Source organism: Neobacillus sp. DHD-1R, from assembly GCF_057747995.1.
In genome coordinates this window covers 1,317,501-1,340,527 of sequence record NZ_CM173232.1, presented here as the reverse complement: position 1 = coordinate 1,340,527, position 23,027 = coordinate 1,317,501, and the positions used below count along the sequence as shown (strand labels likewise).

At 39.6% G+C, this 23,027-nt stretch carries 16 protein-coding genes, 17 tRNA genes and 2 rRNA genes (1 of these 35 only partly in view); 4 read left to right on the top strand and 31 right to left on the bottom strand.

Annotated elements, in window-relative coordinates; translation table 11 throughout:
* The first annotated feature begins 32 nt into the window (after positions 1-32).
* From AC3ANL_RS06360 to AC3ANL_RS06350, 3 genes are all read left to right on the top strand, one after another.
* Positions 33-701 (top strand): FMN-dependent NADH-azoreductase, encoded by a 669-nt coding sequence (locus tag AC3ANL_RS06360; protein WP_488328396.1) that lies wholly within the window; start codon positions 33-35, stop codon positions 699-701.
* Positions 702-840: 139 nt separating this feature from the next.
* Positions 841-2,361 carry a diguanylate cyclase domain-containing protein gene (locus AC3ANL_RS06355; protein ID WP_488328395.1) on the top strand — a complete coding sequence of 507 codons (1,521 nt, stop codon included), beginning with the start codon at positions 841-843 and terminating at the stop codon, positions 2,359-2,361.
* Between the two features lie 543 nt (positions 2,362-2,904).
* Entirely contained in the window at positions 2,905-3,771 is an 867-nt protein-coding gene (locus tag AC3ANL_RS06350; RefSeq protein WP_488328394.1) for an ATP-binding protein, read from the top strand.
* Positions 3,772-3,820: 49 nt separating this feature from the next.
* On the opposite strand, the gene AC3ANL_RS06345 is transcribed toward AC3ANL_RS06350, so the two are convergent.
* The 10 genes from AC3ANL_RS06345 to queG form a co-directional block, all read right to left on the bottom strand.
* Positions 3,821-4,786: a CAP domain-containing protein gene (locus AC3ANL_RS06345; protein ID WP_488328393.1), complete on the bottom strand. Its 966-nt coding sequence runs from the start codon at positions 4,784-4,786 to the stop codon at positions 3,821-3,823.
* Between the two features lie 345 nt (positions 4,787-5,131).
* Entirely contained in the window at positions 5,132-5,854 is a 723-nt protein-coding gene (locus AC3ANL_RS06340; RefSeq protein WP_488328392.1) for a GntR family transcriptional regulator, read from the bottom strand.
* Positions 5,855-5,923: 69 nt separating this feature from the next.
* Positions 5,924-6,670 carry a glucosamine-6-phosphate deaminase gene (gene nagB / locus AC3ANL_RS06335; RefSeq protein WP_488328391.1) on the bottom strand — a complete coding sequence of 249 codons (747 nt, stop codon included), beginning with the start codon at positions 6,668-6,670 and terminating at the stop codon, positions 5,924-5,926.
* Positions 6,667-7,866: an N-acetylglucosamine-6-phosphate deacetylase gene (gene nagA / locus AC3ANL_RS06330; RefSeq protein ID WP_488328390.1), complete on the bottom strand. Its 1,200-nt coding sequence runs from the start codon at positions 7,864-7,866 to the stop codon at positions 6,667-6,669. Before nagA ends, nagB begins: the two co-directional genes overlap by 4 nt.
* A 130-nt stretch (positions 7,867-7,996) precedes the next feature.
* The gene (yhbH, locus tag AC3ANL_RS06325) at positions 7,997-9,163 is read right to left on the bottom strand and encodes a sporulation protein YhbH (protein ID WP_488328389.1); all 1,167 of its coding nucleotides are present in this window, start codon (positions 9,161-9,163) and stop codon (positions 7,997-7,999) included.
* A 289-nt stretch (positions 9,164-9,452) separates the two neighbouring features.
* Positions 9,453-11,348: a PrkA family serine protein kinase gene (locus tag AC3ANL_RS06320; protein ID WP_488328388.1), complete on the bottom strand. Its 1,896-nt coding sequence runs from the start codon at positions 11,346-11,348 to the stop codon at positions 9,453-9,455.
* 846 nt (positions 11,349-12,194) lie between these two features.
* Positions 12,195-12,944 (bottom strand): oxygen-insensitive NADPH nitroreductase, encoded by a 750-nt coding sequence (gene nfsA, locus AC3ANL_RS06315; protein ID WP_488328387.1) that lies wholly within the window; start codon positions 12,942-12,944, stop codon positions 12,195-12,197.
* A 47-nt stretch (positions 12,945-12,991) separates the two neighbouring features.
* A complete protein-coding gene (trmL, locus tag AC3ANL_RS06310; protein WP_488328386.1) occupies positions 12,992-13,465 on the bottom strand; it encodes a tRNA (uridine(34)/cytosine(34)/5-carboxymethylaminomethyluridine(34)-2'-O)-methyltransferase TrmL in 474 nt (157 codons plus the stop codon).
* A 64-nt stretch (positions 13,466-13,529) separates the two neighbouring features.
* Positions 13,530-14,405 (bottom strand): amidase domain-containing protein, encoded by an 876-nt coding sequence (locus tag AC3ANL_RS06305; RefSeq protein WP_488328385.1) that lies wholly within the window; start codon positions 14,403-14,405, stop codon positions 13,530-13,532.
* A 73-nt stretch (positions 14,406-14,478) separates the two neighbouring features.
* Positions 14,479-15,627: a tRNA epoxyqueuosine(34) reductase QueG gene (gene queG / locus AC3ANL_RS06300; protein ID WP_488328384.1), complete on the bottom strand. Its 1,149-nt coding sequence runs from the start codon at positions 15,625-15,627 to the stop codon at positions 14,479-14,481.
* Positions 15,628-15,735: 108 nt separating this feature from the next.
* Here queG and AC3ANL_RS06295 point away from each other — a divergent pair, with 108 nt between their 5' ends.
* Positions 15,736-16,407 carry a B3/B4 domain-containing protein gene (locus AC3ANL_RS06295; RefSeq protein WP_488328383.1) on the top strand — a complete coding sequence of 224 codons (672 nt, stop codon included), beginning with the start codon at positions 15,736-15,738 and terminating at the stop codon, positions 16,405-16,407.
* Between the two features lie 86 nt (positions 16,408-16,493).
* On the opposite strand, the gene AC3ANL_RS06290 is transcribed toward AC3ANL_RS06295, so the two are convergent.
* The 21 genes from AC3ANL_RS06290 to AC3ANL_RS06190 all read right to left on the bottom strand — a co-directional run.
* Positions 16,494-16,567: transfer RNA gene (locus AC3ANL_RS06290), tRNA-Gly, on the bottom strand.
* 280 nt (positions 16,568-16,847) lie between these two features.
* Positions 16,848-17,411 carry a DUF2179 domain-containing protein gene (locus tag AC3ANL_RS06285; RefSeq protein WP_488328382.1) on the bottom strand — a complete coding sequence of 188 codons (564 nt, stop codon included), beginning with the start codon at positions 17,409-17,411 and terminating at the stop codon, positions 16,848-16,850.
* 114 nt (positions 17,412-17,525) lie between these two features.
* On the bottom strand, positions 17,526-18,797 hold the full coding sequence (locus AC3ANL_RS06280) for a hypothetical protein (RefSeq protein ID WP_488328381.1): 1,272 nt from the start codon (positions 18,795-18,797) through the stop codon (positions 17,526-17,528).
* Positions 18,798-19,409: 612 nt separating this feature from the next.
* Positions 19,410-19,491 (bottom strand) — tRNA-Leu (locus AC3ANL_RS06275).
* A 24-nt stretch (positions 19,492-19,515) separates the two neighbouring features.
* Positions 19,516-19,601 (bottom strand) — tRNA-Leu (locus AC3ANL_RS06270).
* 44 nt (positions 19,602-19,645) lie between these two features.
* Positions 19,646-19,719 (bottom strand) — tRNA-Cys (locus tag AC3ANL_RS06265).
* An 8-nt stretch (positions 19,720-19,727) separates the two neighbouring features.
* Positions 19,728-19,802 (bottom strand) — tRNA-Gly (locus AC3ANL_RS06260).
* Between the two features lie 4 nt (positions 19,803-19,806).
* Positions 19,807-19,881, bottom strand: a tRNA-Gln gene (locus AC3ANL_RS06255).
* A 38-nt stretch (positions 19,882-19,919) separates the two neighbouring features.
* Positions 19,920-19,995, bottom strand: a tRNA-His gene (locus tag AC3ANL_RS06250).
* Between the two features lie 15 nt (positions 19,996-20,010).
* Positions 20,011-20,084 (bottom strand) — tRNA-Trp (locus tag AC3ANL_RS06245).
* Positions 20,085-20,089: 5 nt separating this feature from the next.
* Positions 20,090-20,174, bottom strand: a tRNA-Tyr gene (locus AC3ANL_RS06240).
* 28 nt (positions 20,175-20,202) lie between these two features.
* Positions 20,203-20,278 (bottom strand) — tRNA-Thr (locus AC3ANL_RS06235).
* 15 nt (positions 20,279-20,293) lie between these two features.
* A tRNA-Phe gene (locus AC3ANL_RS06230) sits at positions 20,294-20,369 on the bottom strand.
* A 27-nt stretch (positions 20,370-20,396) separates the two neighbouring features.
* A tRNA-Asp gene (locus AC3ANL_RS06225) sits at positions 20,397-20,473 on the bottom strand.
* A gap of 3 nt (positions 20,474-20,476) precedes the next feature.
* Positions 20,477-20,550, bottom strand: a tRNA-Met gene (locus AC3ANL_RS06220).
* Between the two features lie 18 nt (positions 20,551-20,568).
* A tRNA-Val gene (locus tag AC3ANL_RS06215) sits at positions 20,569-20,644 on the bottom strand.
* Between the two features lie 4 nt (positions 20,645-20,648).
* Positions 20,649-20,723 (bottom strand) — tRNA-Glu (locus AC3ANL_RS06210).
* Between the two features lie 18 nt (positions 20,724-20,741).
* Positions 20,742-20,833: transfer RNA gene (locus tag AC3ANL_RS06205), tRNA-Ser, on the bottom strand.
* Positions 20,834-20,840: 7 nt separating this feature from the next.
* Positions 20,841-20,915 (bottom strand) — tRNA-Asn (locus tag AC3ANL_RS06200).
* A gap of 14 nt (positions 20,916-20,929) precedes the next feature.
* Positions 20,930-21,046: ribosomal RNA gene (gene rrf, locus AC3ANL_RS06195) — 5S ribosomal RNA — on the bottom strand.
* A 253-nt stretch (positions 21,047-21,299) separates the two neighbouring features.
* Positions 21,300-23,027, bottom strand: a 23S ribosomal RNA gene (locus AC3ANL_RS06190); it runs 1,208 nt beyond the window's last position.

Genomic DNA, 23,027 nt, shown 5'->3' with positions numbered 1-23,027 from the left:
TAAACTAAATATAGTTAGATGGGTGTGTTAATATGGAAAAGTTGCTTTATGTAACTGCCAATCCAAAAGGTTTGGAAAAATCAAAGGGATTACAAATCGGTGAATCTTTTCTAGAAACTTTTCAGCAGGAACGGCCCGATGTGGAAATAAAGAAAATGGATCTGTTCACATTAGACTTTCCCCAAATGGATGCAGATTTGGTTTCTGCCAGAGGAAAATTAGCAGGTTACGGATATACCTTAGATGAATTATCAGGCATGGAAAGAGAAAAAATCGTAAAAATGCATGCTCTTGCAGATGAGTTTATTACTTATGATTATTATGTGTTTGTTTCTCCGATGTGGAATTTAAACTCACCAGCAGTATTAAAAGCTTTTTTGGATAATTTATTTATTGCAGGTAAAACATTTGCCTACACTCCAAACGGCCCAAAAGGACTCTTAGAAAATAAAAAAGCAGTCCATATCCAAACAAGAGGTGGACAATATACGGGTACTCCGCTTCAAGACATAGAATCAGGTGACCGCTATTTAAAGATTGCCCTCCGTTTCCTAGGGATTGAGGTAATGGACACTGTTATTGCAGAAGGATTTGATTTATATCCACAAAAGATTCCTGAAATCATAGCAAAAGCCAAAGAAAATGCAAGCATTGCCGCTAAAGAATTAGCTAAAAGGATCGCAGCTACAGTACAAGTGTAAAATTCAAAGCTTCCGATTAGGGAGCTTTTTTCACTTTCACATTATTTACTTTTTCAAAGAGTTAAATTATATAGTATAATGGCAATGGTTTTTATAAATGAATTTATGCCCACTTTCAAACCTTACCAGGAGAATCTACATGTTAAAAGATTTTATTTCAAATGTAGCCCTCTTAATTGCTTCCTTTTCAATTATGGGTGTGATATTTAAGAATAGACCTTTATATCCCTCCTCACCTTGGTCTTCAAAACTATATTGGGGTCTTTGTTTTGGTCTCCTTGGGAATGTATTAATGTCATTTAGTATTCAGATTAATTCAACAATCATTGCTGATTTACGCCATTTATCCATTGTCATTGCCGCAGCCTTTGGAGGTTTTATCCCTGCACTAATTGCTGCACTTCTAATTGCCCTCGGGAGAATGAATTTGTTTGGCTTTAGTTATGCATCCCTACTCCCCTCAATTGGTGCCCTGCTTATTGGAGTCTGTTGTGGATTCATTTATAAACTAAACATCAAACGCACAGCCAAGGCTTTCATCATGAACTTAATTGGCTTGTTTATCATCTCCAGTATCTTCATTGTTAGGATTGATGATTTCCATATTCTTAAGAATATTTTAACTCTTCATTCTCTCATATCTTTACTTGGTGGTTTCATTGCGTACCATTCCTTTGTGTTTGTCTTTAATTCAAATGAAGCACAAAATCAATTAAAACAAAGCTTAAACAAATTAAAAGAAACAGAGGAGCGGTTTCGATTACTGGCTGAATATTCAAGTGATATGATTACCATGCACAATGAAAGTGCAGAGTACATTTACATCTCACCAGCAGTCAAAGAAATTATTCATTTTGAATATCCTGAACTATTAGGAAAAAAAATGCAGGACTTTATTCATTCCGATGACATTGAACGTACCAATGAAATGTTTGCTAAAGCACTTAACGCTGGGGATGCTGAGTGCACGTATCGGTACCGCTCGAAGTTTGGAGACTTTATTTGGATTGAATCTACTCTAAAAAGCGTTCCCTTTCAAGAAGATGGTCAAAAGAGGGTTATTAATGTCTCAAGAAATATAACCGACCGAAAACTTACAGAAGAAAAGTTACAAGAAGCTAATAAATTGCTAAATCGACTATCTTATATGGATGGTTTAACTGGAATTGCTAATAGGCGCTGCTTTGATGAAACATTTACGAAAGAATGGTCACATGCATACTTAACAAAGTCGCCAATTACATTATTGATGTTCGATATTGATTACTTTAAAAAGTACAATGATACATATGGTCATTTAACTGGAGATTCTTGCTTACAATCCATTGCGCATGCTATAAATCATCTGGTTGCTGAAAACCAAGATTATACATTTTGTCGTTATGGCGGTGAAGAATTTTCGCTTATTTTACCTTTAACCAATTCAGAGGACGGTATCAAAATAGGACATGACATCCATGAGACCATTCAGTCCCTGCAAATCCCCCATAAGAGTTCGGAAATAGCTGATATTGTCACATTAAGTATTGGAATTGCCACCATGATTCCTGTTTCAACGGATACACCTGCAATGTTAATTAAAGCAGCAGATTCTGCTTTATATACATCTAAAGCAAAAGGAAGAAATACGATCTCATTAAGGAGTAACTTGGAAGGATGATGACAATTCTTCCCTTTTTTTCGCTCTATCCTTTTACAAGTCTCGGTATTTTTCTTAATATTTTGCAAATTTTGTTGTAACTTGCGGTAAATGCATGTAAAATTTTCCTAACAGCTCTATTGGATGGTGAAGGAAATGGAAATTACGAAACACCTTTTCTTAAATCTTTCCTTATTAATCATAATTCTATCAATATGTTTGATGTTTTTCGAAAAGGTTAACAAATTCTCTTTGTCGAAATGGATAATTATTAGTTTGTTTATTGTCATATTGTGGTTATGTATCCAATTTTCCTACACCCCCGTGCCATCTCTACGGTACGATTTGCGAATTATCCCATTGGTCCTGGGTGGACTTTATGTAGGAATTGGTCCCATACTTGTAGCAGCGGTTATTTTAATTAGAAGCTTTTACGGAGTTAATGTAGGTTTTTTTCAAACATGTCTCCTTTATGCTCCATTAGCTATCATACTATGGAGATTATACCCATGGTTCGTAAAACAAGCTCCTGTTCACCGGATTCTTGTTACGGTATGTATAGGTATGAACATTAGCGTATTGACCGTTTTTGGGATGAGTTTTGCCGATTTTTCCATGAACCTATTTGATGCTTGGTTTGCTTTCCTTACCATTCCCTCACTCGGAATTGGAATTATTTCTTATGGAATTGAATTTGTTAGAAAAAATAATGAAATGCAACAACAGCTGATTAAAGCAGAAAAATTAAAAGCAGTCGAACAAATGGGAGCAGCTATTTCCCATGAAATTCGTAACCCTTTAACTGCTGCAAGTGGATTTGTCCAGCTTCTTCAGGATGATTACCTTTCAAGGCAAAAAAGAAAAGAATATTTATCCATTGTTAAAGAAGAACTAATTTCGGCCGAAAGGGTCATTCAGGATTATTTGACCTTTGCCAAGCCATCTCTTGATTCGATTGAAGAGTTAAATGTAAAAAGTGAACTCCGGCAAATTATTAACATTCTTCAACCATTAGCGAATCAAAATTCAGTCGAGATTCTAACTGATTTCTCAATATTAGGTTTTATTAAAGGTGATGGACAGAAGTTCCGTCAATGCTTTGTAAACGTACTTAAAAATGGGATTGAAGCGATGCCTAATGGCGGTTATTTAACAATTTCCACAGAATATGACCAAAATCTTGTTAAAATTAGCGTCATGGACACAGGTGTGGGAATGAAAAGAGAACAATTAGAGCAATTGGGGGAGCCCTTTTATTCCACTAAAGGAAAGAATGGCACAGGATTAGGGATGATGGTGGTTTATAGCATCGTCAGGGCGATGAATGGAAAAATCTGCGTAGAAAGTGAAGTTGGAAAAGGAACCACTTTTTATTTTGAATTTCCCACCATTACTTCTTTCATGAAAAACGAACAAACCGGCAGAGTGTAACACACATCTGTCGGTTTGTTTATTTTACACATTTCTCTCTAAAACGTGGTTACTTTCCAATAAACATTTGTGTCCAGTGTTTCCCTGACGATTCAAATCCCACGCCAATATGGGTGAAATTTGGACTTAGGATGTTTTTACGGTGACCCTCACTGTTCATCCATGCCGTAACTACTTCTTGTGGTGTCCGTTGTCCTTGAGCGATATTCTCCCCTGCGGATTTATAGGTCACACCAAAATCCCTCATCATATCAAAGGGAGAGCCATATGTTGGGCTAGTGTGAGAAAAATAGTTATTTTGCTGCATATCCACAGATTTTTTCTGTGCCACTCCGTTAAGCTTTGTATCTGCTTTTAGTGCCGGCAGACCATTTTTACTCCGTTGAGCATTGGTTAAATCAATCACTTGTTGAACAAATTGACTGACCGATCCCGTAGTGGCTGTGTTATTTTTTGTTTGTGCTGCAGGTTTCGGTGCCGGTTGTGCCTGTATTGGTGCTTGGCTGGTTTTAGGCTGAGCAGGTGCTGGTGCCGGTGTTGGTACTTTTGCAACTTGGTTTTGTTGCGGTGTTAACGCCTGTCCTTGCTGAAACTGTCCAAACGGAAACCCATTACCTTGTCTAGGATCGATTCGTATAAATTTATATTTTGCATCCTGGATCAAGACAGCCCGTGTATGTGGATATTGATTACTATTTAAGGTTGTGTCATAGGCGGAAATCATGTCATCATTATTAGTTTTTCTGACTTTATTCCGATTATCAAAAAAATTATTATCTACATCACTTTCACTGTTGTTGCGATTAGAGTAATCCTCAGTTAATGGTCCATTGTGATCAATACCGTCATCCCTGCCGTTTCGGACATTGAAAATACCGTTATCCCTGTTATTTGTATTCATACCTATCCGATCGGTAGTCTGATCATTGATATCATTACGATTATTGGTATTACATGCAGCAAGTCCCATGGTTAGGGCTACAGTTAAAAGTAACCCAACTGGTTTTTTTATCAATTTAAATACCCCCTTTTAAAAAAGTTTTTGGTCTTACGATCTTATTTTTTATCTTTTCGAGGAAAGTATTAGTGGTAATATACGACTGTAAGAAAAGCGCAAGTGCCCTGGTCAGCGGCGTATGGCCTGGAGCGCTCCAACTGAGATAAAGGAAACACGAAGAGCCAGAGCGATTCGATGTTGACTTACCGTAGGGCGGAGTGCGAAGGACACTAGCCGATAGGGCGCTGGAGCTGGACAATTCTCGAAGCCACAACTTATAAATTCTTATATTGCAAAAAAAACAACAGATGCAGGGCATCTGTTGACATGTTAAAAGCTCTATTTCCTTAAATAGTAAGATGCTCATCGTTTCATCTGTATCATAAATTTGTAACGATCAGCACGAAAAACGGATTTAACAAATTCAACAGGGGTTCCATCCTGAAGGTAGGCGTTTCTTTCAATCAGCATAACCGGTGCCCCTTTTTGAATTTGTAAATAGTTTGCATCAGTTGGAGTGGCGATGGACGCCTCAATTAATTGTGAGGCACTATCAATTCTTAACTTTAATTGTCCTTCAATATAAGCATATATCGATTGACTCACCACTTCTTCGGTAAGCCCCTTAATTAAATTGGCTGAAATATAGTTGGTTTCAATGGCCATAGGAACACCGTCCGCAAGTCGAATCCTGATAATTTCATAAACGGGGTCATTATCAGGAATGTTAAGTTGCCCAGCAATTAGATTGGTTGCAGAAATCATTTCAAACTTAACCAGCTGACTCCCAGGAATGAATCCTCTTGCCTTCATTTCCTCTGTAAAGCTCGTTATACCTTGCAGAGGTTTTTCAATTTTTCGCTCTGCTACAAATGTACCTTTACCTTGCAGCCGATATAAATAGCCCTCATTTACTAGTTGTGTAAAGGCCTGTCTTACTGTCATCCGGCTAATTTGATATCTTTCAGCGTATTCTCTTTCAGGGGGGAGAGCATCACCAGAACTCAATTCACCATTTTCAATTAACCCTTTAATATGCTCCTCTAACTGATAGTAAATTGGAATCGGGGATTTTTTGTTAATCATTCTCCTCTTCACCCTTCTAAATTAATTGAAAAAGAACGTGTCTTTTTTTCACGAATCCTTCTTGAACTGCTAAAAGCTATTATTGTGAACCTTGATATCCGAAACGGCTGCTTTATCAGCTATAATTGTAACACATGGATGATTTTTCAACACTGAAGCAGGAAAGCTTTCCGTTACTTTTCCATTCAATAATTGATACATTGCGTCTTTTTTCTTCTCACCTGATATAAGAAGAAGAATTTCTTTACTTTTCATAATAGTCGCGATTCCCATTGTAATGGCTTTAGTTGGTACTTCCTCCACTCGATCAAAAAACCTTGCATTTGCCTGAATGGTGGATTGGGCTAAATTAATTACATGAGTAGTTGTATTGAACAACGTTTCAGGTTCATTAAAACCTATATGGCCATTACTGCCTATTCCAAGTATTTGCAGATCAATGCCCCCTTGTTTAGCAATTAATTGTTCATACCGGCGGCATTCTTCCTCAATATCAGTGCTATTCCCATGTGGTACATGTGTATTATTTTTATTTATATCAATATGATTAAACAACTGTTCATTCATGAAATAACGATAACTATTCTTATTTTCCCCAGAGAGACCGATGTACTCATCTAAATTAATAGTGGTTACCTGTCGATAAGAAGTCCCATTTTCACGGTAATCTTCTATTAAATTTTTATAAGTTCCGATGGGCGTTCCCCCTGTTGCAAGGCCAAGTGTTATTTTTGGATTTTGACAGACCTTATTAATAATATAATCGGCTGCTTTCTGACTCATTTCTTGATAATCCTTCACTTCAATAATTTTCACAGTGAGTTTCCCTCCTTTTTAAAGGCAAGTTTCCCTCGACAAAATGTCATATAGATATCCATTTGATCATCTAGGATTACAATGTCAGCATCCTTACCTATGGAAATGCTTCCTTTTCTATCATATACATTTAACTGCTTGGCTGGATTAACTGAAGCCATTTCGATGACTTCCTCAAGTGAACATCCGGTATAAGTTACCATGTTTTTGACTGCATGTCCAAATTTTAAAATACTTCCGGCAAGTGTCCCATCTGCAAGAACAGCCTTTCCATCTTGAACAATGACTTCTTGACCGCCGAGGTCATACATACCATTTTTTAAGCACTTTGCTCGCATAGAATCTGTAATTAAAATTAATCCTTCGCTTTGTTTACTTTTATATGCAAGATTTACCATTTCCGGATGAACATGTACCCCATCCACGATGATTTCTGCCATTAGTTCTTTTCGTAAAAAGGCTGCACCCACTACACCCGGTTCACGATGATGTAGTCCTCTCATTTGATTAAAAAGATGGGTAACCTGATTTGCCCCCGCTTCAATAGCATCATTAACCTCTTCAAAGGTTGCGTCCGTATGGCCTAGGGATGCAATAATTCCGTTTTCCTTTAAATGGCGAATCAATTCAAGCCCACCAGGAACTTCAGGAGCGACAGTAACGAGTTTAATCATATTTTTGGACAACTCTTGCCATCTTTTAAATAAAGAAAGATTAGGCTCAATAATATGATTTATCGGCTGAGCCCCCGCTTTTTTTGCATTCACAAATGGCCCTTCAAGGTGGATTCCCAGTACTTCAGCCTTTCCCGTTGAATCCTGCACTTGTATATAGTCACCAGCATTTATTAATGCCTTTTCAATTAATTTATCTTCTTGTGTGATTGTTGTAGCTAAAAAACTAGTGGTCCCTTCTTTGGGCAGTGCGGTGACCATGGTATCCAAGGCCTCTTTAGTTGCATCCATTGTGTCTGCACCATTAACTCCATGTATATGTTCATCAATAAAGCCTGGCACTACATGGAAATGAGCAGGAACTTCGATTACATCAAATGCTTCCGCATCTTTAAGTTCATCTCTAGAACCAAAATCGATTATTTTATCATTATTTATTTTTATATAACCATTTTCAATTAGTCCCTTTTCTGTATAAATACGTACATCCTTAAGCAAAATAGGCTTAACCTCTATATTCATTTTAAAAAACTTCCTTTCAGGTTATATTTTAATTTTATCCCCAATAAGTATAGTTGTCTATACCAATTATATTACCATTAAAAGATTTTTTTCATATAAAAACGACAGGAACTAGGTCCTGTCGCTTTAGTTAGGCAAACAATTTCGATTCTTCATTTTGGAAAAAGCTTTTCATCGCATGAAATACATCTGCTTTTTGCTTAAGAATATAATAACGGAATTGTTCATCCTTGATGTTTTTATAAGCTGACATTAATGTTGAATGTCGATTATATTGGTTTACCTCACCATATCCAAACATATTGGATACCTTCATTAATTCTTCGACTAACTTCACACAGCGGGCATTATCCGATGTGAGATTATCACCGTCTGAAAAGTGGAATGGATAGATGTTGAATTTTCGTGGATTATACTTTGTCTCAATAACCTCTAAGGCTTTGCGGTATGCGGATGAACATATGGTTCCGCCGCTTTCTCCTTTCGAGAAGAAGTCTTCTTCAGAAACTATTTTAGCTTCGGTGTGGTGCGCAATAAATTCAATTTCTACTGTTTCGTATTTTGTTCTTAAAAAGCGTGTCATCCAGAAAAAGAAACTGCGTGCCATATATTTTTCCCAAATGCCCATGGAGCCACTGGTATCCATCATCGCAATCACAACTGCTTTAGAGTCAGGTTTGATCACTTCATTCCAGGTTTTAAACTTTAAATCATCCTTATAAATAGGGTGGAATGCAGGCTTACCAGTCATTGCATTCCGCTTAAAAGCAGACATCATCGTACGTTTTTTATCAATATTTCCCATTAACCCAGTTTTCCGAATATCATTGAACTCAATATTTTCAATAAGATGTTCTGGGTCCTCTTTTTTCTTTAAATTTGGAAGCTCTAGTTGTTTAAATAATGCTTCCTCAAGTTCCATTAAAGAAACCTCTGCCTCAAAATAATCTTCACCGGCCTGATCTCCTGCTCCTTGGCCTTTACCAGGACCCTTTTGACCACTCGAACCGTCTCGAGCAACTACATCACCGACCTGACTATCACCTTCACCTTGGCCCACGTGTTTGTTTTTGTCATAATTATAACGAATTTTATATTCGTCCAATGAACGAATTGGAATCTTTACCACATCGCGACCATTAGACATTATAATACTCTCTTCTGTAATTAAGTCTGGAAGATTGTTACTAATTGCCTCCTTGACTTTTTCTTGATGCCGTTGCTGATCATCGTGGCCTTTTCGGTGGAGGGACCAATCTTCTTTAGAAATTACAAATTGATGATTATCGACAGTCATTCTAAACCCCTCCTTAAAAATTTATTAACTCCATATTGCACAAATTTTTAATAATAACATAAAATAACGCGAGTGAAAAAAAACGACTAAATGATGGATTACTTTATCCTATGCAGAAAGAAAGAATAATTTACTAATAATTTCGACAATAAGGCATTCGCCTAGGTGATTGGACAAGATTGCAGTGTGGTACCCTAGTCAGGCGTCCATGCACAAATCAAGACGGTTAGTTAGGAAAAAAAGGGACTGACAGATTCATTCTGTCAGTCCACGCTATTTTAATCCTCGATTATCTGTTCAATAAACTACCTACATATCTTAATAGTTCATTTGCAGATGTGGAGCTATACCCATGCTCATCAATTAACCTCGCAACCACATCATTAATTTTCTTTAATTGCTGCTCATCTGGTGTTTTAGATGAAGTAGTAATTTTGACTACATCCTTTAAATCAGCGAACAGCTTCTTTTGAATCGCTTCTCTTAGACGGTCGTGAGAATTATAATCAAATCGCTTGCCTCTTCTCGCATAAGCAGAAATTCGAATTAATATCTCCTCTCTAAAAGCCTTCTTGGCATTTTCGGAAATTCCAATTTGTTCTTCAATGGAACGCATTAATTTTTCATCGGGATTAATTTCTTCCCCGGTTAACTGGTCACGAAGCTTTACTTTATTGCAGTAGGCTTCAACATTATCCAGATAATTGTTCATTAAAGTTTTTGCCGACTCTTCATATGAATACACAAAAGCCTTTTGAACTTCATTCTTGGCAATCGTATCATACTCTTTACGCGCTAAGGCAATATAATTCAAATAACGTTCTTTTAACTCTGCTGTAATGGATGGATGCTGGTCAAGCCCATCTTTTAATGATCTTAAAACATCTAGAGCATTAATAGATGGTACCTCTTTTCGAATAATCGTCGAAGATATCCGGTTTATAACATAACGTGGGTCAATACCACTCATGCCTTCATCTGGATACTCCTTCTTAAGTTCCTCGACATCCGCGCGATTAAAACCTTCTACATTTTCCCCATCGTAAAGGCGCATTTTCTTTACCAGATCAATATCACCTTTTTTCGGCTCCTTTAATCGAGTAAGAATAGTAAACATTGCAGCAACTTTTAAGGTATGTGGAGCAATGTGTACATCCGATACATCACTTTCACGAATCATCTTTTCATAGATTCGTTCTTCCTGGGAAACCTTTAAATTATAGGGAATTGGCATCACTATAATTCTGGAGTGGAGAGCTTCATTCTTTTTGTTGGATATAAATGAACGATATTCTGTTTCGTTTGTGTGAGCCACGATGAGCTCATCCGCGCTTATGAGCGCAAATCTGCCTGCCTTAAAATTTCCTTCCTGTGTTAGAGAAAGTAAATGCCAGAGGAATTTCTCATCACATTTCAACATCTCTTGAAATTCCATCATTCCTCGGTTTGCTTTGTTTAGCTCCCCGTCAAAGCGATAGGCGCGCGGATCAGATTCTGACCCAAACTCGGCAATAGTTGAAAAGTCGATACTTCCTGTTAAGTCTGCTATATCTTGCGATTTTGGATCAGAAGGGCTAAATGTTCCAATTCCAGTCCGTTTATCTTCGGAGAAAAAGATTCTCTCCACTAAAACATCTTCAATTCTTCCGCCATATTCTTTTTCCAGCCGCATCATATTCAATGGTGAAAGATTTCCCTCAATGCGGATCCCATACTCTTGAAAAAAGTCAGTGCGCAAATGGTGTGGGATCAAATGCAACGGATCTTCATGCATTGGACAGCCCTTGATGGCAAACACTGAACCTCTGTCCGTACGGGAATAATGTTCCAGACCTCTTTTTAACATCGTCACAAGTGTGGATTTACCACCACTAACAGGACCCATTAAAAGTAAAATCCGTTTTCTAACATCGAGCCTCTTGGCTGCTGGATGAAAGTATTCTTCCACAAGTCGTTCTAAGGATTCTTCTAAACCGAATAATTGATTACTAAAGAAATTGTATTTCTTCGCCTCTTTTTCTTCTTCAATTCCTGCATCCTTAAGCATATTATAAACTCGAGAATGTGCTGATTGTGCAACCCATGGCTTTTCTTTAAGCAACAATAAATAGTCCGCGAATGTTCCTTCCCAACGAAGTTTTTCCTCGTCCTCACGATACCTCTCAATTTTCTTTAAAATGTCCATAAGGCCCTCCCCCTGTAGCTTTATCAGAGACGATTAATATAATCTATGCACCAAAGAAGTTGAACATGCGTAACCAATGCGGGATACTGTCTATCTTTTTTATTTTAAGAATAGGAATATTGCTCTTTTCATTTTTTTAAGTTAGGCTATAATAAAAATATATGGACAAAAAATGAAAAATGTATGACGAAGGAGGATATACATAACATGAACACTTTCATTGTTATATTAGTCATGATCGCATTTTTAGCGGCAATCTTCACAGCAGGTTATAACGACAAACCAGGTACAAATAAATAAGAAAAGCGGAAGCGCCTGGTCAGCGGCTTTTCTCAAAAAAAAAACGACTGCCATCTCTTGTAACGGGTTCACTTTAGTGGTGCAAACAAGCGAATCACAAATGAAAACGCATTGGAATTCACGGACGAATTCTAATGCGTTTTTTTCGTTGGTGCAACAAGCTTATTATAAATTTTTGCAACTTTTCCACATATGAAATCACAAGGTGATTCACAAGGCTGAAATAATTATTGGAGGGTATGTGAAATAGATGTGATTTAAGATGTGCATTATATTGAAAGTTTTGGGCAAAACAAAAAATTGTGTCCATCTGAGTTGTGAAGGACAAAAATCGGTTAGGCAACATGAAAAATGTCCTTCATCCGGGTTATGAAGGACAAAACCCGGTTGGGCAACATGAAAAATGTCCTTCATCCAAGCTATGAAGGATGTGATTTGTCCTGTGAATTCAGTGGCGAAAAAATGTGAGAATGAATCAGTGATTTGACCTGATTTTTACAGTTTTGCACCTCACAAGTGAACCATTACATCTCCTGGCAGTCATTTTTATTGGATATCAAGTTTGTTTTTTTGGATGAACTCCTTCATATACATCCTTCTTGGTCGTTCAAGCATCTTGGCCATTTGCTCTGTCCAGCGATCATTTCTTTCGCCGCCTGTTCTTTGCTCATAGTAAGTGGAAATTAACTGATCATATTCATCCAGCTGCTGATTGAAAAGCTCATCATCCTGCTCATATTCATCTATATGATAAATATGTTCCAGGGGCAGTCTCGGTTTTTGTTCCGTAATCTTACTGGGATAGCCAACTGCAAGTCCAAACAATGGAATAACCCGGTCAGGTATTTTAAGAAGCTGTTTGACCTCTGCTAAGTTATTGCGGATCCCCCCAATATAGCAAATGCCTAACCCCATAGATTCAGCTGCAATCACTGCATTTTGAGCTGCTAAAGACGCGTCAATCAAAGCAACCATAAATTTCTCGGTACTTTCAAGTGAAGAGTTCACATTTGTCTGTTCCTTTTTTCCAATAACGGTATGTCGATACAGATCAGCACAAAAAACAAAAAAATGACCATTCTTTTCCACATAGGGCTGATTTCCACTTAGTTCCGCTAATTTTTTCTTTTTCTGTTGATCCTGAACCCCAATAATAGAATAGGCTTGAATAAAACTAGAGGTTGCCGCTGCTTGTGCACTGGCAACAATGGTTTTTATCTGTTCATCAGTGAGGGGTTTGTCCTCAAAATGACGAATCGAGCGATGATTAAGAATCGTGGAAATAACATCATTCATCGTTTTCCTTCCTTTCTATAAGAGGCCCGCTGCGGAGCCTCTTTTCTTCATTTAAGATTGGGGTAATCCTGCTGGCGTAATGCTTCATAAATAAGAATCGCCGCAGTATTTGATAAATTTAATGAACGAAGATTTTCGTTCATCGGAATTCTTAGGGCTGTTTCTATATTATTTTCAATTACATCCTTCGGAAGACCAGTGGTTTCCCGCCCAAATATAAAGTAATAATCTTTACTTGCGTCACTGTAGTCAAAACTGCTGAATTGCTTTTGTCCAAATTTCGTAATATAGAAAAATGCTCCTCCCGCATTCTTCTCATAAAACTCTTCTAAGGAATCATAATAAATGATATTTACATGTTCCCAATAATCCAAGCCTGCCCTTTTTAACATCTTATCATCTGTTGAAAATCCAAGTGGACGAATTAAATGTAAACTAGTATCCGTGCCTGCACAGGTCCGAGCAATATTTCCGGTATTAGAAGGTATTTGTGGTTGATATAAAACTACATGTATAGACAAAAAACTTCACCTCGTATAAAAACTCTAAAGGCAATTATACCATGCTGACTTATGCTTTCAAGAATCATTCATCAATGATGGAATAAAACTTATATTTGATATTAGGGGTATAAGCGGAGGAATCCTCATATGCCCAGTACCGCATTCGACTATTGTAAGTATGAGCATTAACTAAAGGCATCCCATTAGCATCCTTTCCCGTGACAAGTGTATTATGATTATACCGTCCGTCCCCTTCAAAATCATAGCAAATAACATCACCTAAAAGTAATTGCTCAGGATTACTAACCTCCCTTGCTCTTAAGCCGCTTTTTGAATTCGAAAAATACAATCTTAGTGAATTAGCGATTGCCCAACTGTAACTCCAGTTATTTTTTTGTAACCACCAGCCGGAACCACGATTCGGATAGCCCCGCATCGGTGAGCCTGCCACATGGAGGCATTGTGAAATAAAATTCGTACAATCATTTTCAAATTTTTTATAGGCAGGATTGTAGCTATTCCACCAGCGCTCCGCATATTGAACCGCTTTTAACCGATTATATTGATAGCTTAACCGTTCTTCATGATCAGCTAAAGCAGCTGCTGCCGATTCCGAAATGATCTTTTGTTCAAGGTTCGGAATGATTTCTTCATCCATAACTAATGCATTTTTGTAAAACTTAGCCACCCTTTCTTCCATCTCTTCTTCCATATATAATTTTCCTTTTTGCTTAATTAAATATTGATAATGGGCATGGTACTTTATTGTTTGAAATTCTTCTTCAGTGAACTCTTCAATAATCCTGCCAGCTGCCTTTACTTTCACTATTTCGGCAGACCTTTTTGCTAAGGAAGCTTGTTTCTTTTCTGCCTTTGGGAAAAATAGTCTGTGACTTCTTGTATCGGTTATAAATTGATTTACCCGTTTTTCAAATAAGTCTTGAAGGTACTCACGCATATAGTCTCCACCCCTTTCTTTTCATACATATGAAAGAGGGCTGGATTTCACTATAAAAAAAAGAGCGAAACCGTTAACGGTTCGTTCCTTTTTCGTTAAAAAAGCATAGGCCTTTATCTATTTCTGCTTGGACTTCCCGGTTTTTTTCATATTCTTTAGCCTTTAATAAGGCCGTATGGGCGTTCTTACCACCAATTTTCCCGAGAGCCCATGCTGCTGTTCCTCTTGTGACGATACTTGCCTCATGTTCTAATATATCGATTAAATTGGGGACTACCGTTTCATCTTTAAAATGGGCAAGTGCGATAATGGCATTTCGTTGAATAGGCTTCTTTCCTCTCCATGATCCTGAAACATAACCAAATCTATTTTTAAACTCCCGATTACTTAATTTTAAAATTGGCTTTAATAATGGTTTGGCTACTTCTGGGTCTGGTTCCATTTCTTCATGAACATGAAAGTCGATCCCCTTGTTTACAGGGCAGGCTGTTTGACAGGAATCACAGCCATAAACACGATTGCCAATCTTATCCCTAAATTCTTCCGGTATCAATTCCTTTGTTTGTGTTAAAAAAGAAATACAGCGCTGTGCATTAATTTGACCTCCTCGCACTAATGCACCTGTAGGGCAGGCCTCTAAACACTTTGTACACGTCCCACACTGGTCTTCTATTGGTGTATCAGGTTCTAAAGGGATAGTCGTAATCAATTCACCTAAATATACGTAAGAGCCAAATTCCGGGGTAATGATAGCACAGTTTTTTCCGCTCCAACCAATCCCAGCCCGCTCCGCAACGGCTCGGTCAGACAGTTCTCCTGTATCGACCATTGATTTTACCCTAGCATCAGGTACTTTCTGTTGAATAAACTCTTCCAGCTTTTTCAGCTTTTCTTTAAGAATATGATGATAATCAAGTCCCCACGAGGCCCTGCTAAATATTCCCCTTCTCTCTCCCTTCTGCCCTTTCACTGTTTCCTTCATTTTTGCTGGATAGGCTAAGGCAATAGAAATAATCGAGCGAGGTTCTTCTAGCAGCATTGAAGGAGTGATCCGTTTATCGATATCCGGCTCTTCAAATCCTGATTGATATCCGAGTTCCTGTTGTCTTATTAATCGGTGTTTCAAATCAGTGAATGGATCAGCAGTCGTAAATCCAATCTTATCGATACCAATTTTTTTACTATACGCGATGATTTCTTCTTTTAAAGTAAATGGGTCCATTTGCCACCCTCCTTTCCAATTATTCATATCTATTTAAAGTTGTTAAAATTATTAGTAGCACATTTATTTATGATAAACTATTTTTAATGAATTTTGGAGGTGGAATGGTTGGAAATTCAACTTTCATCAGAAATAATGGAATACATTCCAGACTTTAAACTTGGTGTGATTGAATATAAGGATATTATTGTTGGGGATTCACCACAAATGTTAAAAGGCAGGCTCCAGCTTTTTCAAGAGTCGATCTATTTCGATTTAGAAGATAAACTTGTAACAGATCTTCCTGCTATTAAGGAATGGCGGAGCATTTTTAAAATGATTGGGAAGGATCCAAATCGCTATCGTCCTTCTGCTGAAGCATTGTTTAGAAGAGTACAAAAGCAAAATTATCTTTCTTCCGTTCAAAGTGCAATTGATATTAATAATTTTTTCTCGTTACAATATCAAGTACCCATTGGTATTTATGATCTTGATGCGCTAGAAGGAGATGTCGCTATCCGAATTGGAGAAGAAGGAGAGGAATACATAGGCTTGAATGGAAGGGAAAATTCTTTACAGCGTCTTATCTTGGCTTCTGATCAGAATGGTCCATTCGGTAGTCCGTTTGTTGATTCTGTAAAAAAGCAAGTAACGGTTGAGACCAAAAATGCCTTGCAAATTATTTATTTACGACCAACAACCAATTTAGAAAGTGCTAAAAAGCTTACTGAATCACTTATGAACATGTTTGCACAAATCCATGGAGGAGAAGCTTCCTTCCAAATTCTTCGATGCCAGTAAGTGGCATCGTTTTTATATCCAATAAAATAAAAAAACGCAATGCATCGTTCTCCTATGTAACGATACACTGCGTTAGTTAATATGTATGGAGCGGGTGATGGGAATCGAACCCACTACATCAGCTTGGAAGGCTGAGGTTTTACCAGTAAACTACACCCGCATGTTGTTAACAAACTTATGACGTAATTAATACTACACACATTTCATAAAAAGGTCAAGGAATTTTCGCAAATTTTGTCGATTATTCTCTTTTACTTTTAAGAACATCATTATTAGCAATAACCATTCAAGATACATGTTTATGTCCATATTTTTCACAAAATAACTATTTTAAAAAAGGTCTATTTCACTTAATTTGAAAAGGGAGATGGGATGGTGGATACACCGAATGGTTACAGCCAGCCGCTAATCTTTAGAGGGATATGCGGCTGGCTGTGAATTTATTTTCCCATATGCGTATGAGCGTTTTTCATGGAACTGTTTTTCATATTCTTTTTCATAGCCTTCACTAGGAAACCGCCTTTAAATCTTCGCGGTTCATACGAAATTATGAAAGCCTTAGGGTCATATTGTTCAATAAAATGCATGACTTCCGTTTCAACATTCCGCTTTGTCAGTATTTCTAATTGGTACCTTTTGCTATCACGGCCGCTCCCTTCATAGATGGTCACTCCTAGTCCCTTATTTCTTAACGCTTCAATTAATTCTTCATTTTGGTCCATTAAATTAACATATAACGTAGTGTATCCAATTGCTAATTTATTTTCAATTCGTGTTCCAAGGTAAAGCCCCACACCAAAGCCAACGGCATAAATAATTTTTTCAGTGAGGCTTTGATTACCGGAAAATATGATGGATAAGCTAAAGATCGAGATTAATGTTTCTAATATACCAAGTAGTGAAGCTGCTAAACTCATATTTTTTACTAAAAAGATCGTCCGTAGAGTCATAATCGGGACATATACCAGTTGAAGTATGAAAATCACAAGAAGATTTAAAAACATAATGAACTCCTTTTTTATTGGTGTGTAAAACTGCTTGTTGATTTCCTTTCCAGGTGCACCAATCAACAGGATTTCGCCTTTCTATAATCACAGAAATGATTGTTAAACAGTCAATCAGGCACCTGTTTCAATCTTTGGCATATGCTGCGGTTCTACACCGCTGAACGCATTGCTAATATTTTCCCAGGCCTGCTGTGTTTCTATGAAATCGTTATAATGCTTTTTCACATTGCGGTGATAGTTTTCCAGTTCGGCAGCTATCTTCATGAAATCGTTTCTGCCAAAATACTCACAGATTTTTGGCAGAGTTGCGGCCAGCTGTTCACGCATCTCTTTAATTCTTTCCTCGTATCTCTTAGAATCCGTAATATATAACCATAGCGGTTTATAACGGATCCAGCCGATACACGCCTTGTAAAAACGCTGAATAACTTCTTCACAGTCGGCTTGAATGTAATCTAATTTCGTTGGCAGCACTCCATCTAACAAGGTCTTGTACGTTGAAAAACCGTCGTGGAAGGTATAGCATGGCACACGCAGCACTTTTCGGTCATGAAGACAGGTTCCTAAAAAGGTATCTTCTCCGCGGGCGTTAGGAGGATTGTAAAAAGGATTGACACGCTCTAGGTCTGTTAAATTAATACAAAGATTAGAGCCGGAAATAAATTTAGAATGGTTGACTTCCTCCACTTCCTCGGCATTCCCATTTACAAGCACTCTCGTGTCAGCATAAGTAACACCGCCGTTTTCCATCACCGATTTAATTGTATCCCAATTGACAATGTCGTTACTGATGGCCTGAATGAAAGTCTGAAAATCAGATTCCTTTAAGCTATCATTAAATCTGATATATGGAATAGGAGAGATGTATCCGCAGTGGTGGCCGTTCGTAATATCGGCGTGCTGAATATGTTTTAAATGAGTGTCCAGCCCTCGCTGGCCGCTCCAGATAGCTGTTCCGCTATTAGTAACAGCTAGAGGATATTCATCGTCATCTAAGAATATCAGGTAATCAATTCCTTCTTTTATTGCCATATATTGAATGATATTGCGTTTGCCGGCATATCCTCTGCCGAAAATAAGCTTTGCCTGTCTTTCATTAATAATCCCCTGCTTGATTAACTGGCTGATTTCTGTCTGCATTTTTTCATTTCCAATAAAGCAGGTACCGTCAACTAGCTCTAGTAATTCTGAACTGATATTCGTATAGTCTGTAGGCTTTGTATTGTGGTATTTTAAATCGTAGGCAACAAACAAGTTTAAAGATACCTTTTCATTGGAGATTAATTCAGATTCCCTCCAATTAAAAATATATGTTTTTAAAACCTGCTTGAAGTGTTTACGGCCTGTTGCAAAGCCAATACCTACTTTAATTTCCTTTTCCATAGTAATCCCCTCTTCTTTATCTAGTTTATAAAAAAACATACAAGGTTTTACCGTATCTCTATCTCCGTTTATAGAGATACCAGTTTCTATGTAAAATTGAATTATAAGCTGAAACGTTCTTTCTTCTAAATCGTTTGTTGTAAGAACGTTCTCAACCCTTAACGGTTCCAAAATGAAGAACTTGAATAAAATTCAGAAAACTAAATGCTTACCATCGACAAGTTCCCGACTATTTGGGAATTTTCGGACGGTGCCAGATACCTTTTGTTTATGTGTACCCGATTATTAATAAATTCAAACAGGGGATTTTTTTAAAAAAAGAGCTAGGGGTTCCTATTTGATCAATCTACCGGATAACATCTTTAATAGACATAGCTTATTGTTTATCATTAGTATTAAATATATAAAAAGAAGGCCACTCATGAAGAGCGACCTTCTGCTACACTGATTGCCATTTTTCAACGAAAAGAAAGAAAGAAAAATTAGGCCTAACAAACTAAAAGTTGTAATTTCAAATAAAAAAAGATTGAAGGACATTAAGATAAATAAAAAAACGTTTCTTACATAATGTAAGAAACGTTTTTTTCATCGCATTGGCAAGCGATGATTGTATACCGGTGGTCGGGGTCGAACCGACACTCCTCACGGAACACGATTTTGAGTCGTGCGCGTCTGCCAATTCCGCCACACCGGCGTATTAAGATGTTTTTTAAAGCAATGCCGAGGACCGGAATCGAACCGGTACGGTAGTCACCTACCGCAGGATTTTAAGTCCTGTGCGTCTGCCAGTTCCGCCACCCCGGCGTAATTAAAATGAACTGGACTTATCAATACTACAAAAAGTATTATGGAGGCGGCAACCGGATTCGAACCGGTGGTAAAGGTTTTGCAGACCTCTGCCTTACCACTTGGCTATGCCGCCATATATTTTGGAGCGGAAGACGGGATTCGAACCCGCGACCCCCACCTTGGCAAGGTGATGTTCTACCACTGAACTACTTCCGCATTTTGGCTGGGCTAGCTGGATTTGAACCAACGCATGTCGCAGTCAAAGTGCGATGCCTTACCGCTTGGCTATAGCCCAATAAAATATATTAGATCTATATTCAAGATGAATATATATGGGGCGGCTGATGGGAATCGAACCCACGAATGCCTGAACCACAATCAGGTGCGTTAACCACTTCGCCACAACCGCCATTATAAAATTAATTGGCAGGGGTAGTAGGAATTGAACCCACACCAAAGGTTTTGGAGACCTTCGTTCTACCTTTAAACTATACCCCTAAAGATGGTGGAGGGGGACGGATTCGAACCGCCGAACCCGGAGGGAGCGGATTTACAGTCCGCCGCGTTTAGCCACTTCGCTACCCCTCCACATATATAATATACAATTGCCAGCTTATGGTGCCGGCGAGAGGACTTGAACCCCCAACCTACTGATTACGATTCAGTTGCTCTACCAGTTGAGCTACACCGGCATTCTTTTAAATTTATGGTGGCTCAGGACGGAATCGAACCGCCGACACAAGGATTTTCAGTCCTTTGCTCTACCGACTGAGCTACTGAGCCAACATGTTATTCTTACCTACAATGAAATGGCGGTCTGGACGGGACTCGAACCCGCGACCTCCTGCGTGACAGGCAGGCATTCTAACCAACTGAACTACCAGACCAAATTGCGGGGACAGGATTTGAACCTGTGACCTTCGGGTTATGAGCCCGACGAGCTACCGGACTGCTCCACCCCGCGACAATAATAATAAAACTATGGTGGAGGATGACGGGATCGAACCGCCGACCCTCTGCTTGTAAGGCAGATGCTCTCCCAGCTGAGCTAATCCTCCATTATGGTGACCCCTACGGGACTCGAACCCGTGTTACCTCCGTGAAAGGGAGGTGTCTTAACCGCTTGACCAAGGGGCCATATTGTAAAAATAATTATGGAGGAGAGCAAGGGATTTGAACCCTTGAGACAGGGTTACCCGCCTACACGATTTCCAATCGTGCTCCTTCGGCCACTCGGACAGCTCTCCATAAAAATGGCTCCGCAGGTAGGACTCGAACCTACGACCGATCGGTTAACAGCCGATAGCTCTACCACTGAGCTACTGCGGAATAATATGATTACAGCCTGGCAACGTCCTACTCTCACAGGGACGCGTGTCCCAACTACCATCGGCGCTGAGAAGCTTAACTTCCGTGTTCGGTATGGGAACGGGTGTGACCTTCTCGCCTTAATTACCAGACTATTTATTCGACACTATTTTATTATAATGTCTTTTTTATATTTTTCAAGAGGAAAATTTATTTTTTTCATTCCCTCAAAACTAAATAATCTAGAAGAAGTGTGGTAAAACTCAAGTTCGCTTTAAAAATTGTCCAGCTGCGGCTCCTAACTTCTCGGCCGTTTCGATCCGTCCCTTCAAATCCAAAACCAGGATTTGCAGTGCCGGCTCTCCAACGTCTGTCGAAGTTGACCAGTCGCCTTCGCTTTTCTATTTGGTTAAGTCCTCGAACGATTAGTATCAGTCAGCTCCACATGTCGCCACGCTTCCACCTCTGACCTATCAACCTGATCATCTTTCAGGGTTCTTACTAGCTTGACGCTATGGGAAATCTCATCTTGAGGGGGGCTTCATGCTTAGATGCTTTCAGCACTTATCCCGTCCGCACATAGCTACCCAGCGATGCCTTTGGCAAGACAACTGGTACACCAGCGGTGCGTCCATCCCGGTCCTCTCGTACTAAGGACAGCTCCTCTCAAATTTCCTGCGCCCACGACGGATAGGGACCGAACTGTCTCACGACGTTCTGAACCCAGCTCGCGTACCGCTTTAATGGGCGAACAGCCCAACCCTTGGGACCGACTACAGCCCCAGGATGCGATGAGCCGACATCGAGGTGCCAAACCTCCCCGTCGATGTGGACTCTTGGGGGAGATAAGCCTGTTATCCCCGGGGTAGCTTTTATCCGTTGAGCGATGGCCCTTCCATGCGGAACCACCGGATCACTAAGCCCGACTTTCGTCCCTGCTCGACTTGTAGGTCTCGCAGTCAAGCTCCCTTGTGCCTTTACACTCTACGAATGATTTCCAACCATTCTGAGGGAACCTTTGGGCGCCTCCGTTACTCTTTAGGAGGCGACCGCCCCAGTCAAACTGCCCACCTGACACTGTCTCCCACCCCGATCAGGGGTGCGGGTTAGAATTTCAATACAGCCAGGGTAGTATCCCACCGACGCCTCCACCGAAGCTAGCGCTCCGGCTTCTCAGGCTCCTACCTATCCTGTACAAGCTGTACCAAAATTCAATATCAGGCTACAGTAAAGCTCCACGGGGTCTTTCCGTCCTGTCGCGGGTAACCTGCATCTTCACAGGTACTATAATTTCACCGAGTCTCTCGTTGAGACAGTGCCCAGATCGTTACGCCTTTCGTGCGGGTCGGAACTTACCCGACAAGGAATTTCGCTACCTTAGGACCGTTATAGTTACGGCCGCCGTTTACTGGGGCTTCGATTCAGAGCTTCGCCTGCGCTAACCCCTCCTCTTAACCTTCCAGCACCGGGCAGGCGTCAGCCCCTATACTTCGCCTTGCGGCTTCGCAGAGACCTGTGTTTTTGCTAAACAGTCGCCTGGGCCTATTCACTGCGGCTCTTCGAGGCTATTCACCCCAAAGAGCACCCCTTCTCCCGAAGTTACGGGGTCATTTTGCCGAGTTCCTTAACGAGAGTTCTCTCGCTCACCTTAGGATTCTCTCCTCGCCTACCTGTGTCGGTTTGCGGTACGGGCACCTTTTATCTCGCTAGAGGCTTTTCTTGGCAGTGTGGAATCAGGAACTTCGGTACTAAATTTCCCTCGCTGTCACAGCTCAGCCTTCACGGTAAGCGGATTTTCCTACTTACCAGCCTAACTGCTTAGACGCGCATATCCAACAGCGCGCTTACCCTATCCTCCTGCGTCCCCCCATCACTCAAACGATAAAGAGGTGGTACAGGAATATCAACCTGTTGTCCATCGCCTACGCCTTTCGGCCTCGGCTTAGGTCCCGACTAACCCTGAGCGGACGAGCCTTCCTCAGGAAACCTTAGGCATTCGGTGGATGAGATTCTCACTCATCTTTCGCTACTCATACCGGCATTCTCACTTCTAAGCGCTCCACCAGTCCTTACGGTCTAGCTTCAACGCCCTTAGAACGCTCTCCTACCACTGACATCGTTGATGTCAATCCA